Annotated in this window: 11 protein-coding genes; 9 read left to right on the forward strand and 2 right to left on the reverse strand. The window is 70.1% G+C overall.

Translation table 11 applies throughout. The features are described 5' to 3' along the window. The first annotated feature begins 66 nt into the window (after nucleotides 1-66). From groL to AC1UKG_RS22650, 5 genes are all read left to right on the forward strand, one after another. Nucleotides 67-1,698, forward strand: a complete 1,632-nt coding sequence (gene groL / locus AC1UKG_RS22630; protein WP_018744604.1) for a chaperonin GroEL — start codon at nucleotides 67-69, stop codon at nucleotides 1,696-1,698. A gap of 127 nt (nucleotides 1,699-1,825) precedes the next feature. Beyond that, nucleotides 1,826-3,421 carry a molybdopterin-dependent oxidoreductase gene (locus tag AC1UKG_RS22635; RefSeq protein ID WP_018815526.1) on the forward strand — a complete coding sequence of 532 codons (1,596 nt, stop codon included), beginning with the start codon at nucleotides 1,826-1,828 and terminating at the stop codon, nucleotides 3,419-3,421. A 118-nt stretch (nucleotides 3,422-3,539) separates the two neighbouring features. Further along, entirely contained in the window at nucleotides 3,540-3,761 is a 222-nt protein-coding gene (locus tag AC1UKG_RS22640) for a hypothetical protein (protein ID WP_155244542.1), read from the forward strand. A gap of 389 nt (nucleotides 3,762-4,150) precedes the next feature. Further along, nucleotides 4,151-4,747, forward strand: coding sequence for a hypothetical protein (locus AC1UKG_RS22645; RefSeq protein WP_018729777.1), 597 nt, complete (start codon nucleotides 4,151-4,153; stop codon nucleotides 4,745-4,747). A 655-nt stretch (nucleotides 4,748-5,402) separates the two neighbouring features. Next, nucleotides 5,403-5,984, forward strand: a complete 582-nt coding sequence (locus tag AC1UKG_RS22650; RefSeq protein WP_482643047.1) for a hypothetical protein — start codon at nucleotides 5,403-5,405, stop codon at nucleotides 5,982-5,984. 341 nt (nucleotides 5,985-6,325) lie between these two features. On the opposite strand, the gene AC1UKG_RS22655 is transcribed toward AC1UKG_RS22650, so the two are convergent. Next, complete coding sequence (locus AC1UKG_RS22655) at nucleotides 6,326-6,838, reverse strand: GNAT family N-acetyltransferase (protein ID WP_018814022.1); 513 nt, start codon at nucleotides 6,836-6,838, stop codon at nucleotides 6,326-6,328. A gap of 1,294 nt (nucleotides 6,839-8,132) precedes the next feature. Here AC1UKG_RS22655 and AC1UKG_RS22660 point away from each other — a divergent pair. Beyond that, nucleotides 8,133-8,939, forward strand: coding sequence for a response regulator transcription factor (locus AC1UKG_RS22660; protein ID WP_018814020.1), 807 nt, complete (start codon nucleotides 8,133-8,135; stop codon nucleotides 8,937-8,939). 98 nt (nucleotides 8,940-9,037) lie between these two features. On the opposite strand, the gene AC1UKG_RS22665 is transcribed toward AC1UKG_RS22660, so the two are convergent. Continuing rightward, entirely contained in the window at nucleotides 9,038-9,445 is a 408-nt protein-coding gene (locus AC1UKG_RS22665) for a DUF5319 domain-containing protein (RefSeq protein WP_018744230.1), read from the reverse strand. A 205-nt stretch (nucleotides 9,446-9,650) separates the two neighbouring features. Here AC1UKG_RS22665 and guaB point away from each other — a divergent pair, with 205 nt between their 5' ends. The 3 genes from guaB to AC1UKG_RS22680 are packed head-to-tail and all read left to right on the forward strand — an operon-like array spanning nucleotide 9,651 to nucleotide 13,877. Continuing rightward, entirely contained in the window at nucleotides 9,651-11,213 is a 1,563-nt protein-coding gene (gene guaB, locus AC1UKG_RS22670) for an IMP dehydrogenase (protein ID WP_018744229.1), read from the forward strand. 29 nt (nucleotides 11,214-11,242) lie between these two features. Further along, nucleotides 11,243-12,406 carry a GuaB3 family IMP dehydrogenase-related protein gene (locus AC1UKG_RS22675; protein WP_018744228.1) on the forward strand — a complete coding sequence of 388 codons (1,164 nt, stop codon included), beginning with the start codon at nucleotides 11,243-11,245 and terminating at the stop codon, nucleotides 12,404-12,406. Nucleotides 12,407-12,455: 49 nt separating this feature from the next. Then, a complete protein-coding gene (locus tag AC1UKG_RS22680) occupies nucleotides 12,456-13,877 on the forward strand; it encodes a M1 family metallopeptidase (RefSeq protein ID WP_018814019.1) in 1,422 nt (473 codons plus the stop codon). Nucleotides 13,878-13,890 lie beyond the last annotated feature (13 nt).

The following is a 13,890-nucleotide window of genomic DNA, read 5'->3' on the forward strand; positions in this document are numbered from 1 at the left end:
GAGAGCAGTGTCGTCGCCCCGGTCCGGCTCGCCGGGCCGGGGCGACGACGCTTCGAAGGGACATTCATGGCGAAGATCCTGAGCTTCTCGGACGACGCTCGGCACCAGCTGGAGCACGGTGTCAACGCCCTCGCGGATGCGGTCAAGGTCACCCTCGGCCCCCGCGGGCGCAACGTCGTCCTGGACAAGAAGTTTGGTGCACCCACGATCACCAACGACGGCGTGACGATCGCCAAGGAGATCGAGCTCACCGACCCGCACGAAAACCTCGGCGCGCAGTTGGTCAAGGAGGTGGCGACCAAGACCAACGACGTCGCCGGCGACGGGACCACCACCGCCACCGTGCTGGCCCAGGCGCTGGTCCGGGAGGGCCTGCGCAACGTGGCGGCCGGCGCCAACCCGACCGGCCTCAAGCGGGGCATCGACGCGGCGGCCACCAAGGTCTCCGAGGCGCTGCTCGGCAAGGCCGTCGAGGTGTCGGACAAGGCGGCGATCGCGCACGTCGCGACCGTCTCCGCGCAGGACTCCACGATCGGTGAGCTCATCGCCGAGGCGATGGAGCGGGTCGGCCGCGACGGTGTCATCACCGTCGAGGAGGGCTCCACCCTCGCCACCGAGCTGGACGTGACCGAGGGTCTCCAGTTCGACAAGGGCTTCATCTCGCCCAACTTCGTCACTGACGCGGAGGGGCAGGAGTCGGTCCTCGAGGACCCGTACATCCTCATCACCACGCAGAAGATCTCGGCGATCGAGGAGCTGCTGCCGCTGCTGGAGAAGGTTCTCCAGGAGAGCAAGCCGCTGCTCATCATCGCCGAGGACGTCGAGGGCCAGGCGTTGTCCACGTTGGTGGTCAACGCGCTCCGCAAGACCATGAAGGTCTGCGCGGTGAAGGCTCCCGGCTTCGGCGACCGCCGCAAGGCGATGCTGCAGGACATGGCGATCCTGACCGGCGCCGAGCTGGTCGCCCCCGAGCTGGGCTACAAGCTTGACCAGGTCGGGCTGGAGGTGCTCGGCACCGCTCGGCGGGTGGTGGTCGACAAGGAGAACACCACCGTCGTTGACGGCGGCGGCAAGGCCGCCGACGCCGCGGACCGGGTCGCCCAGATCCGCAAGGAGATCGAGGCATCGGACTCCGAGTGGGACCGGGAGAAGCTCGCCGAGCGGCTGGCCAAGCTCTCCGGCGGCGTCGCCGTGATCCGGGCGGGTGCGGCGACCGAGGTCGAGATGAAGGAGCGCAAGCACCGCATCGAGGACGCCATCGCCGCCACCAAGGCCGCGGTCGAGGAGGGCACGGTGCCCGGCGGCGGTGCCGCCCTGGCCCAGGTCCTGCCGGCGCTCGATGGTGACCTCGGCCTCACCGGGGACGAGAAGGTCGGCGTCTCGATCGTGCGCAAGGCGCTGGTCGAGCCGCTGCGCTGGATCGCCCAGAACGCTGGCCACGACGGCTACGTGGTGGTGCAGAAGGTCGTTGACAAGGACTGGGGCCACGGCCTTGACGCGGCCACCGGCGAGTACGTCGACCTGGCCAAGGCTGGCATTCTCGACCCGGTGAAGGTGACCCGTAACGCCGTCGCCAACGCCGCGTCGATCGCGGGCCTGCTGCTCACCACCGAGAGCCTCGTGGTGGACAAGCCGCAGGAGCCGGAGCCGGCCGCGGGTGGCCACGGCCACGGCCACCAGCACGGCCCGGGTTTCTGACCCACGCCGGACGCTCGGTCGGGGCGCGTCGTCCACAGTGGCGACGCGCCCCGACGCGTCTTCCGGACTGCTTACGGAACGCTGACGTGACTACCGACGCGGACCGAGATTGGAAACACTGGTCCGCGTGACCAGTACGACCTATCGCCACGCCGCTTTGGCCGGGGTGATCGCCGCTGCGGTGGCGATCGGCGCGGCGGAGCTCGTCGCGGTGTTGACCGGCCCCCGTTCCGCTCCCCTGGTAGCCGTCGGCGGGCTGGTGGTCGACACCGTGCCGGAGCCACTCAAACAGTTCGGCATCGCGCTGTTCGGCAGCTACGACAAGGTCGCGCTGCTGGTGGGGACGGCCCTGCTGTTGGCCGGCTTCGCCGCACTGCTCGGCGTCCTGTCCCGGCGGCACCTGGCGTACGGGTTTGCCGGTGTCACGGCGTTCACGGCGCTGGGGGCGTTCGCCGCCCTGACCCGGGCCGGCGCGGAATTCGCCGACGCTCTGCCGGCGCTGGCCGGGGGCAGCCTCGGTGGGTTGGTGCTCTGGGCGTTCATCCAGGGCCCGTTGGAGTGGGATCCCTGGCCTTGGTCCGTCCCCACCCCGCCGGCCGATTCCGGTGCGCCGGGTTCCGGGTCGGCTGCCCGGGAGCAGGCCGTGGGGCCGAGTCCGGAGTCCCGGCGACGGTTCCTCACCGCGAGTGGGCTGCTGCTCGGTGCGGCGGGGGCAGCCGGTGTCGGCGGCCGGTGGCTGAGTGGCCGGCGGGGAGTGTCGGCGGCCCGGGCGGCGGTCGTGCTGCCGGCCCCGGCCTCGCCGGCCGCCGCGGTGCCGGCCGGTGCCGATCTGGATCTGCCGCAGCTCGCCTCCTACGTCACGCCCAGATCCGGCTTCTACCGGATCGACACCGCCCTGGTGGTGCCGCAGGTTGATCCGGCCACCTGGCAGTTGCGCATCCACGGCCGGGTCCGTAACCCGATCACCCTCAGCTTCGCCGACCTGCTGGCCCGGCCGCTGGTCGAGCGGTATGTCACGTTGGCCTGCGTGTCGAACGAGGTCGGCGGTGACCTGATCGGCAATGCCCGCTGGCTGGGGGTGCCGCTGCGGGAGCTGTTGGCCGAGGCGGATCCGCTGCCGGGCGCGGATCAGGTGGTTGGGCGGTCGGTCGACGGCTGGACCTGCGGCACCCCCACGGCAGTGCTGCGGGACGGGCGGGACGCGCTGCTGGCGGTCGGTATGAACGGTGAGCCGCTGCCGGTCGAGCACGGCTTCCCGGTCCGGATGGTGGTGCCGGGCCTGTACGGCTATGTGTCGGCCTGTAAGTGGGTCACCGAGTTGGAGTTGACCAGCTTCGCGGACTTCGACGCGTACTGGGTGCCGCGCGGCTGGTCGGCGCAGGGCCCGGTGAAGACCCAGTCGCGGATCGACACGCCCCGGCGGCGGAGCCGGCTGGTGGCGGGGGAGGTGGTTGTCGCCGGTGTCGCCTGGGCGCAGCACCGGGGCATCCGGCGGGTGGAGGTCCGGGTGGACGAGGGGCCCTGGCGGGAGGCGGACCTCGCGCCGACGGTCTCGGTGGATACCTGGGTGCAGTGGTCGTGGCGGTGGGATGCGACGCCGGGGGAGCACACGCTTCAGGTTCGGGCCACCGACGTGACCGGTGAGACGCAGACCGGCCGGAGCGCGCCGGTGGCTCCGGACGGCGCGACCGGTTGGCACACGATGCGCGTCACGGTTGGCTGACCCGCCAGTACGCCGTCTCGCCGCGGAGTCGTTCCCGGTACCGGCGCAGGCCGGTCGGGAGTGATCGTGTTGTGCGTCAGCTAAATGTCCTGGATACGCCGAGTTTCTGTCCGGGCGGGTGCCGGCTGAATGTCCGGCGGTCGGAAGCCGGTGGGGTGCTGCGGTAGCGCAGGCCGTAGAGGACTTCGGGGTTGACCGCGACGGTGTCGGGGCGGTGGTCGGCGTGGAGGACTCCGGTGGCGCGGAGTTCGCGTTCGGTGTCGAGGTGGTCTGCGCGCCACTGCTGGAACGACCTATAGGTAGAGAAGGTGTACGTGTAATGACGGGAAATTGGCGCTGAGCCTGCGCAATGGCCACATATCTTGCCGCGCGATGGGTGAGTGCGGCACCCGGTTAGGCCATCGTCACTGATATCCCCATCATGCCCGTGTGGCGTGTGGTCGGGGGCATGGTGGTGGGCGGAATCCCGGCCGGCGTCGGAGCGTTACACCCTGCGTACGACCGAGGAAGCGACCCACCGGTGGGGTGGGTGAGGCCCCGGAAATGGTGGCGGCCCGCCGGTCGTTACACCTGGACCCGGCACCGTGGGTGTCCCCCGGACCGCGGTAGCCGAGGAACTTCCTTCCCCCCCCCCCCCCCTTTTCTGTTGAGCGCCGGACGGTGCTCGCACCCTGCGCCCCTCCCCTTTTGGGTGCGTGTGGGGTGTCGACCCCCGAATGGAGCATTCTCATGAACACGATTCTGCGTCGTAGTGTGCTGGCCCTGGCCGCGTCCGCGACCCTGGGCGGAGCCTTCGCGGTGGGCGCCACGCCCGCAACCGCTGCCGGCAACCCGGACAAGGTGGCCGAGGCCTCGTCGTGGCTGCAGGAGGAACTGCTGAAGTTGCAGCCCGGCACGGCCGACGGCGGTGTCTACACCGACAAGCCCGGCTACCACAACACCCGCGTAGCCAACAGCCCCACCGACTACTCCGTCCTAGACGACAACGACCAGGGCGGACCCTCGGACAAGGCCGCCGCCTACGACTGGACCTTCTCGGAGGCCACCAACATCGCCGAGTACTCCAGCCGCCTGCTCGCCTCCGGCCAGGACCCCGACGATCCTCGCCTGGACGGCTGGCGTGAGTTCTTCGGACAGGCCGACAGCGACAACGAGGTGGAAGGCTGGGACTTCCGCAAGGACGAAGCCGCCACCTCCGACCCATCACACCTCTGGCACATCCACCTGAGCGAAGACCGGGACAAGGTCACCAGCTTCGAGAACAAAGAGGCACTACTCAGCGTTCTCCGAGGCGAGACCGTGGACCAGTGGCGGCTCAACAAGTGAGCCAACCGGATCGCTGACCACACCGCCAGGCTAGGCAGCGAGTACAGCACCAGCTAAACCAGCACAGTCAACACTGCGCCAAGAGGAAAACACGCTGCTGGCCGGCACCCGAACCGGGTGCCGGCCAACAGCCGTACCTAAGGCCCACCGCCCGGGACGGCCCGCGCAGCCGGCAGAGGTACTTCGGATGGCGCCTCATGCTAGATCCAGTTCCGGCCTGCTCAGAAGCTGGTCCGCTCCGGAGTGTCTTCGTTTACCGCGGTTGATCACCGACAGGGCTCGTAGCCGTTTGATGTCTACGTCGCGAGAGGCCTATGCCTTGAGAGGGGTGTCATCAGTGTCTGGTTGATGCCTGTGTGGGGTGTGGTCGGGGGCACCGTGGTGGTGGAATCTCGGCGGCCGTCGGGGCGTTACACCCTGCGTACGGCCGTGGAAGCGCCCCGCCGATGGCGGATGCCGGGCGTGCGTGAGCCCCGGAATGGTGGCGGTCCGCCGGTCGTTACATCTGGACCCGGCGCCGTGCGTGTCCCCGGACCGCGGTAGCCGATCTTTTCTTTCCTGTTCTTTGAGCGCCGGACGGTGCTTGCACCCTGTTGCCGCCTGACCCCCTTCGGGCGTGCGTGATGGGTGTCGACCCCCGAATGGAGCAACCCCCATGGTGAACACGATTCTGCGTCGTAGTGTGCTTGGTATCGCTGGTCTGGCCCTGTCCACCGGTGTCGTCGCCGGCCCCCTGGCCACCCTCACCGACACCACCCCCGCCGCCGCCGCTGCCGTGCAGGTGGACAAGCCGGACATGGACACGCTGATCCCGCACGGCACCCAGGGCAAGCAGTCCCGCATCGACCTGGGCGACGAGCAGGTATCGAATGTGAAGGCGATCATCGAGGCCACGAAGAAGGCCGGCATGGACGAACGCGCCGCCGTGGTGGCGATCGCTACCAGCTTGCAGGAGTCGAAGCTGGAGAACCTGGGTCACCTGGGTGCGCGTAACGACCACGACTCGCAGGGCCTGTTCCAGCAGCGCCCCTCCTCCGGTTGGGGCAGCGTGGAGCAGATCACCGACCCCGAGTACTCCACCACCGCCTTCCTCAACGGGCTCAAGCAGGTCGACGGCTGGCAGGAACTGCCGTTGACCGAAGCCGCCCAGAAGGTCCAGGTGTCGGCCTACCCGTTCCACTACGCCCAGTGGGAGACCCAGGCCGCCGACCTCGTCGCCGCGCACTGGACCAACTGACCCCACCGCAGCACCACACCCCCCGCCCACAGACCTGACCCAACCAAGGGGGAAAGAAACTGTTGGCCGGCACCCGGTTCGGGTGCCGGCCAACAGCCGTCTCTGGGCGTCGCCAGGCGAAGGCATCGTGAGGACTGCCGGGTAGATGGTTCGTACTGGGTTGGCGGAAAACCGCGTTGCGACCCCTGGCATGGGCGATGAGGACCACACTTAGCGGCCCGATTCCGGCAGGGTAGGTGGTCATGCGCTGCCCACGTAACGGAGCCAGTCCGGTTGGCCGCCACGTGACGGCGGTGCCGTCGCCGCGTGAACACCCTCACCGGCCGAGGAGGGTCGGCCGGTCACACCGTGTCGACGGTCGGCACCCGACGTTCGTCCGGTGGCGCGTCGGGCTTGTCGAGGTGCATGATGTGACCGGTGGCGGTGAACGTCTCGTTGCCGACCAGCGGGCCGGTCCGGGTCTGCGTGACGGTGAACCCCTCGCTGGCGTAGAGCGCCTCGGCGGCCGGGTTACCGTCGAGGACGGTGACCTCGACCCGGGGCCCGGCTGCGGCGACCGCGTGGCCGAGCAGCGCCCTGCCGATTCCCTGCCGGTAGCGTTGCGGGTCGACGTACAGCCAGGTTACTTCGTCGTCGTCGAGTGCGACGAAGCCGGCTACGCTGCCACCGGCCTCTGCCACCCACAGGTGCCCGTCGAAAAGCCCTTCTCGCTCGGCGGTCTGCGCAAGGGTCAGGAAAGCCTCGACCCCGGCGGATCCGCGTAACTCGTCACGTCGCGCGGCATCGTGAATGCGCGCGATCGCATCCCAGTCGTCGTTGGCGTAGGGCCGAATATCGATCTCCACCTGCGGCATGTCGACAATCCTTGCCGCCCTTTTCGACCGACGCAACGCATTAACCGCCCAGGTGATGCCGGCATCGGCGCGCGACAGGATCAGTAGCGTCCTCCACTACGTTTACCGGACAAATCCGTCGTGAACGTAGTGGAGACCATCGCTGCGACATCATCGCCCCCTGCGTCTCCGTAGGTCAGCCATATCCGTTGGTTTTCCGCCAGGACTGCGGGCGTCCCAGATTGAGGACCATTGCAACGTTGATTTGCGGTGCAGCCGCGGCCAACCTCAAAATAGTTTGGCAAGCAATCAAGGATACTTACCGGGCCAGATCCGAGGAGTGCTGTGCCGCGGCGGCACTCCCGCGAAGCGCGTTCTGCCGGGCTGCGGGTGGATCGCTACCGATGGTGGCACCCGGCCGCCATCCGGGTACTACCGCTGGACCTCGCTGCAGGAGATTGACCACGGATGGGACAGCCGCCACGACTGGGCCACCCTTGGTTGGACCCCTAACAGTGTGGCCAGCCCCGCGCCAGCACCGCCTCACGCCCGATGCCACTGATATCTACCCGGCGCGACCACTGGCATTGAGCTGGCGCGCAACAGATCGCGGGGTTGACGCCACCGTGCGGGGGAAAGCCCAGCTGCCGGCGGAGAGGGTCCGGAGCCGGGCCCGGGTGTGCCGACGGTCCGGTTGGCACGCCTCCCGGTAGTTCAGCTGAGAAGGGAGCGCAGCTATGTCGCCTCAGTCACAGTGCTCAGCCTGTGGTGCCCGGGTCGGTGTAAGGCCGGGCAGCTCTTGCCCGCCACACACGGCGATGGGCGGTCGGGGTGATTGCCCCGGAACCCGCCAGCCCACGAAGTAGCAACGGCGCTCGCTTCGGCGCCTTGCTCGAGCCGGGCGGACGCCCGAAACGGCGGACGTTCCCGGCGGAGTGCAACCTACGCATCGAGGCTGAGTCCTGGAGTGGCGAGCCGCTCGCGACGCGGGTGCGTTGACCGCGTTGGGCTCTGGTGAGAGTCCGGTCGGAGAGAACCGGCGCCGCAGCGCCGCCACCTCACCCGGCGGCGCCGGCGGCCACCACGGCCAGGCCAACACGCCGACCCCCGCCCCGTCCTTCGCCGCCAACCGCGCCAGTGCCTCGGTGTGGCCCGGTTGGTGGTGCTGCCTGTCCATTTGGTGGTCCCCCAGGACCGGAACCCCGGACAACTCGCGGCAAATGCCCCAACTGTCGGAAAAGTTCGAAGGATTGGCGGGAACCCCCTCCCGACCGGACTCCGTCATGGTCTGCTCGTTGACGGAGAGGAGACCATTGTGCGTACGGTTCTCGTGTGCGTTCGGACGCCCTTGGCGGCGCAACACCTGACCTCCGCCGCGGCGCGGCTGGGGCTGTCTGGGGCGGTGCGAACTGCTGTCTCCGACCCGGAGGTGATGCTGCGACTCGCCGAACGCCCCGCCGACGTGGTGCTTGTTGATACGGCGCTGACCCGGCCAGACAGTGCGGGGTTCGTTCGCCGGGTCCTGGCCCGGGCGCCGCAGGCGGCGGTGGTGCTGCTGGGTATCGAGGAGTCCGAGTCGGCGGCGGCGACCATCAGCGCGGGTGCCCGAGGGCTGATTCAGGGCGCCGACCACGACCTCACCAGCTCGGTGGCGAAGGCGCTGCTGCTGCTCTCCGCCCCCGGGCGGGCCAACCGCCACCGGGTCGATCCGGCCCGGGACGCGGCTTCGGTGGGCGGGTCGGTCCGCGCTACTCCCGGCGGCCGGGCTCCCGCCGACCCCCCGTCGGGTTGGCCGGCCGGGGCCGCCGAGGGATCTGGTGGAGGGCCCACGGTCGTACCGGTGCAGCGCGGCGACGATCCCGCCGACCCGGCGGGTGAGCCCGCCGTGGTCCCAGCTGGCGGCCCAGCTCGGGAGTCGCGGCCAGCGGTCGGGCTGACCGAGCGGGAGCTACAGGTGCTCCTGGGGATGGCCGAGGGCAAGAGCAACGCCGAGATCGGCCGGGAGCTGTTCGTCTCCGAGGACACGGTCAAGACCCACGCCCGGCGACTCTTCCGCAAGCTCGGCGCCCGGGACCGTGCCCACGCGGTCGCCGCCGGCTTCCGCGCCGGATTGGTCGCCTGATGCGTCACTGACGTGTCGATCGACCAGCCCCGGCTCCGGGTGTCGATCAGTCGAGAATGCGGGATCGATCGGGCCCGAGACCCGGTCGAGCGCCCGGGTCAGCGGTTGGAGTTCGGCTCCTCGTCGCTGCCCTCGCTCAGGGTGTCGTGCACCCCGTCGGCGTACCCGCGGGCGTAGTCCCAGGTCACGTAGTGATCCGGATCGGGGTCGTACGCCGGCTCGTGCACCCGGGGGTGCCCGGAGCTGAGTAGATGACGCAGGTTGCCGCGAAGTAGATCCCAGCCGAAGTAGTGCGGCTCCCGGCAATCCTCGCACTTGATCACCAGACCGCGTACCCCGATCGGTGCCAGCAGGGCCTGGTAGATCTCCAGGTCGGCGAGGTCCTCCAGCACCTCCTGCCGCTCGGCGTCGCTCAGCGGATCGAGCTCGGCGTCGCCGGAATCGGGCTGGCCCGCCGTCGAGTCGGCCGGCTCTCCATTGAAGGGATCGATGGGCTCGTCGTGCACCCCCTCACCGTAGACCCAACGCCCGGTCTCCGCCCGCCCTGGGCCGAGGTGACCTGCCTGCCCTGGGCGTACGTGACCTGCCCGCCGGCAGCGGGGGCGCGGCCAGTCGATGGGTACGATGGGCGAAGCGCCGCTACCCGGTTTCTGCCGGTGCCCGCCCGCGCCACCTCGCTGAAGCCCGTTCGAGCAGCTCAGGGGAGCAATCGTGGAAAATTCGCCCAGCACAGTTCAACCGACCGACGCAGATGGCGGTGAGCTGGGCGGTCACCTGCCGGAGCTGCCCGCCGGTTCGGCGCGGGTGGTTCCACTCGGTCTGACCTTCGACGATGTGCTGCTCCAGCCGGGCGAGTCGGATGTCGTGCCGAGTCGGGTGAACACCCGCACGAAGCTGACCCGCGGCGTCGAGCTGAACATCCCGCTGCTGTCCAGCGCGATGGACACGGTGACGGAGGGCCGGATGGCGATCGCCATGGCTCGCCAGGGCGGGATCGGCGTGCTGCACCGCAATCTCTCCGTGGAGGACCAGGCGCTCCAGGTCGACCTGGTGAAGCGCTCCGAGTCCGGAATGATCACCAACCCGGTGACCGCGGGCCCGAACGACACCCTTCAGGACGTGGACACGCTCTGCGGGCAGTACCGGATCTCCGGTGTGCCGGTGGTTGACGGCGACGGCCAACTGGTCGGCATCGTCACCAACCGCGACATGCGTTTCGTCTCCGACCCGGCCACGCCGGTCCGCGAGATCATGACCCGAACCCCGCTGGTCACCGCCCCGGTCGGCGTCAGCAAGGACGACGCGCTCGGCCTGCTGCGCCAGCACAAGGTCGAGAAGCTGCCGATCGTTGACGGCACCGGCAAGCTGCGGGGCCTGATCACCGTCAAGGACTTCACCAAGAGCGAGCAGTATCCGAACGCCACCAAGGACTCCGCCGGTCGGCTCCGCGTCGCCGCCGCCGTCGGTGTGGGCGAGGACGCGTACAAGCGGGCCCGCGCCCTGGTGGACGCCGGCGTGGACGTCTTGATCGTGGACACCGCGCACGGTCACCAACGGGCGGTGCTGGAGATGGTCGCCCGGATCAAGAAGGACGTCCGCGTCGATGTCGTCGGCGGTAACGTCGCCACCTACGCGGGGGCGAAGGCGCTCGTCGAGGCCGGTGTGGACGGGGTCAAGGTGGGGGTCGGGCCGGGGGCGATCTGCACGACGCGGATCGTGGCCGGCGTCGGCGTGCCGCAGGTGACCGCGATCATGGAGGCGGCCCGGGCGGCCCGGCCGGCCGGCGTTCCGGTCATCGGTGACGGTGGCATCCAGTACTCCGGCGACATCGCCAAGGCGCTCGTGGCCGGTGCGGACACGGTGATGCTGGGCGGCCTGCTCGCGGGCTGCGCGGAGAGTCCCGGTGAGCTGATCTTCATCAACGGCAAGCAGTACAAGGCCTACCGGGGGATGGGCTCGCTGGGCGCGATGCAATCCCGGGGCCAGGTCCGGTCGTACTCGAAGGACCGCTACTTCCAGCAGGATGTCACCAGCGACGAGAAGCTCGTCCCCGAGGGTGTCGAGGGTCAGGTGCCGTACCGCGGCCCGCTCGCCCAGGTCGCCCACCAGTTGGTCGGCGGGTTGCGCCTGGCGATGGGGTACGCCGGCGCGGAGAGCGTCGCCGAGCTGCACCAGCGCGGACAGCTCATTCGGATCACCGCGGCCGGGCTCAAGGAGAGCCACCCGCACGACATCCAGATGGTCGCTGAGGCGCCCAATTACCACACCCGCTGACCCACCACCCCCTACCGTCTGGAGTCCCCATGCGTGACGTGGTCGAGATCGGGCTGGGCAAGACCGCGCAGCGCGGCTACCACCTGGACGACATCGCGATCGTGCCGAGCCGCCGTACCCGCGACGTCGACGATGTGTCGACGGCCTGGCAGCTCGATGCGTACCCGTTCGGCATCCCCTGCGTCGGTCACCCCTCCGACGCGACGATGAGCCCGGCCTCGGCGGTGCGGCTCGGCCAGCTCGGTGGCCTCGGTGTGCTCAACGTGGAGGGTCTCTGGACCCGATACGAGAACCCGGCGAAGGTACTGGCGGAGTTGGCCGGCCTGGGCGAGGACGCCACGAACCCGTCGCCCCGCCCCACCCGCACCGGCGCGACCGGGCCGCACCACACCCGACGGCTTCAGGAGGTGTACGCCGAGCCGATTCGCGCGGACCTGATCGCCGAGCGGGTTCGTGAGCTGCGGGCCGGCGGCCAGACGGTGGCGGTACGCGTCTCGCCGCAGCACACCCTGGCGCTCGCCCCGGTGATCCTCGACGCCGGGGTGGACATCCTGGTGATCCAGGGCACCATCGTCTCCGCCGAGCACGTCTCCACCACCGACGAGCCGCTGAACCTCAAGGAGTTCATCGCCGACCTGGACCTGCCGGTGGTCGTCGGCGGCTGCACCGACTACAAGACCGCCCTGCACCTGATGCGCACCGGTGCCGCCGGGGTGATCGTGGGGATCGGCGGTGACGACTGGTCAACCACCGAGTCGGTGCTGGGCATCCGGGTGCCGATGGCCACCGCGATCGCCGACGCCGCCGCGGCCCGCCGGGACTACCTGGACGAGACCGGCGGCCGCTATGTCCACCTGATCGCCGACGGTGACATCCGGACATCCGGCGACATCGCCAAGGCACTTGGCTGTGGCGCCGACGCGGTGATGCTGGGTGAGCCGCTCTCGCTCTGCCCGGAGGCGCCGGCCGGCGGCGCCTGGTGGCACTCGGCCGCCAGCCACCCGTCACTGCCCCGGGGCGCCTTCGAGGCCGCCGGCGAGCCGGTCGGCTCGATGGAACGGTTGCTGTACGGCCCGGCCGACGAGCCGGATGGCCAGCTCAACCTCTTCGGTGGGCTGCGCCGGGCGATGGCCAAGTGCGGCTACCGCGACCTCAAGGAGTTCCAGAAGGTCGGCCTGGTCCTGGATCGTTAACCGGTGCGGAGGTGCGTCATCGCGCCGGTCGGGTGGTTAGGCTCGACCGGTGCGGTCCACCTCCGCCCGGGTTCGACCCGGCCTCGCCGCCGTCGTCGTCGTGGCGGCGACCCTGCTCACCGGCTGCTCGTCGGCAAATCCGGGCGGCGACTTCCGTCCGGGCGCTGTTGACCTGGGCGACCCGTACGTGCCGGGTGCGGGCAACGGCGGATATGACGTGGAGCACTACCGGCTCGTCGTCGACTACGATCCGGCCAGCGATCGGCTCCGGGGGCAGGCGGCGGTCACCGCCGTCGCCACCCAACCGCTGTCCCGGTTCAACCTGGACCTGCAGGGTCTGGAGGTCACGGCGGTCGAGGTGGATGGGGACCGGGCCCGCCACCGCCGCGACGGCGACGAGCTGGTGGTGACGCCAGCGCGGGGGCTGGCCCAGGGCAGCCGCTTCACCGTCGCGGTCGAGTACGCCGGCCGCCCCGGCACCCGGCCGAACGGTCCGCTGGGCGGCGGCGGTTTCCTGCACACCGAGGACGGTGCGATCGCGCTCGGCCAGCCCTACTCGGCCGCCGCCTGGTTCCCGGTGAACGACCACCCGAGTGACAAGGCGACGTACGACATCGAGGTCACCGTCCCGGACGGGCTCGCCGCGCTCAGCAACGGGGTGCCCGGGGAGCAGAGCAGCGCCGACGGCCGAACCACCTGGCGCTGGGCGCAGCGGGCCCCGATGGCGAGCTATCTGACTACCCTGGTGATCGGCGCCTACCGGGTGGAGACCGGCACCCACGCCGGGAAGCCGATCGTCACCGCCGTGCCGGAGCAGCTCTCGGAGACCAGCCCGGAGGCCGTCTCACTGGCCCGTACCGGCGAGATCGCCGACTTCCTGGCCGACCGCTTCGGGCCGTACCCGTTCGACTCCTACGGCGGGGTGGCGGTCGCCGACCCGCGGGTGGGGTACGCGTTGGAGACCCAGTCCCGTCCCGTGTACGGCCCCGCCTTCTTCCGCAGCGGGCGGCCCAACTTCGATGTGGTCGTCCACGAACTGGCGCACCAGTGGTTCGGCGACAGTGTGGCGGTGACCCGGTGGCGGGACATCTGGCTGAACGAGGGCTTCGCCACCTACGCCGAGTGGCTCTGGGCGGAGCACCAGGGGGGTCGGTCGGTGCAGGATACCTTCGAGGACCGGTACGCGGGGACAGACTGGTCGCTGCCGGCCCTGGACCCGGGGCCGGGGCAGATGTTCGGCACCGCGGTCTACCAGCGTGGGGCGCTGACCGTGCACGCCCTGCGGCGGACGGTCGGCGACGACGCCTTCTTCGCCATCCTGCGGGCCTGGACCGCCGAGCGGCGCGACGGTAACGGCACCACCGACGACTTCGTCGCACTGGCCGAGCGGGTCGCTGGCGAGCAGCTCGACGCCCTCTTCGACGCCTGGCTCTCCGGCACCACCCGGCCCGCTCTTCCCGAACCGGCCTGAGCTGCCTCTGGCG

The organism is Salinispora sp. CH2A1_6 (genome assembly GCF_056820975.1).

Bases quoted from the DNA above. Each gene is read 5' to 3' on its own strand.
- groL (WP_018744604.1), top strand. From the start codon at position 67: ATGGCGAAGATCCTGAGCTTCTCGGACGACGCTCGGCACCAGCTGGAG.
- AC1UKG_RS22675 (WP_018744228.1), top strand. From the start codon at position 11,243: ATGCGTGACGTGGTCGAGATCGGGCTGGGCAAGACCGCGCAGCGCGGC.
- AC1UKG_RS22645 (WP_018729777.1), top strand. From the start codon at position 4,151: ATGAACACGATTCTGCGTCGTAGTGTGCTGGCCCTGGCCGCGTCCGCG.
- AC1UKG_RS22655 (WP_018814022.1), bottom strand. From the start codon at position 6,838: ATGCCGCAGGTGGAGATCGATATTCGGCCCTACGCCAACGACGACTGG.
- AC1UKG_RS22650 (WP_482643047.1), top strand. From the start codon at position 5,403: ATGGTGAACACGATTCTGCGTCGTAGTGTGCTTGGTATCGCTGGTCTG.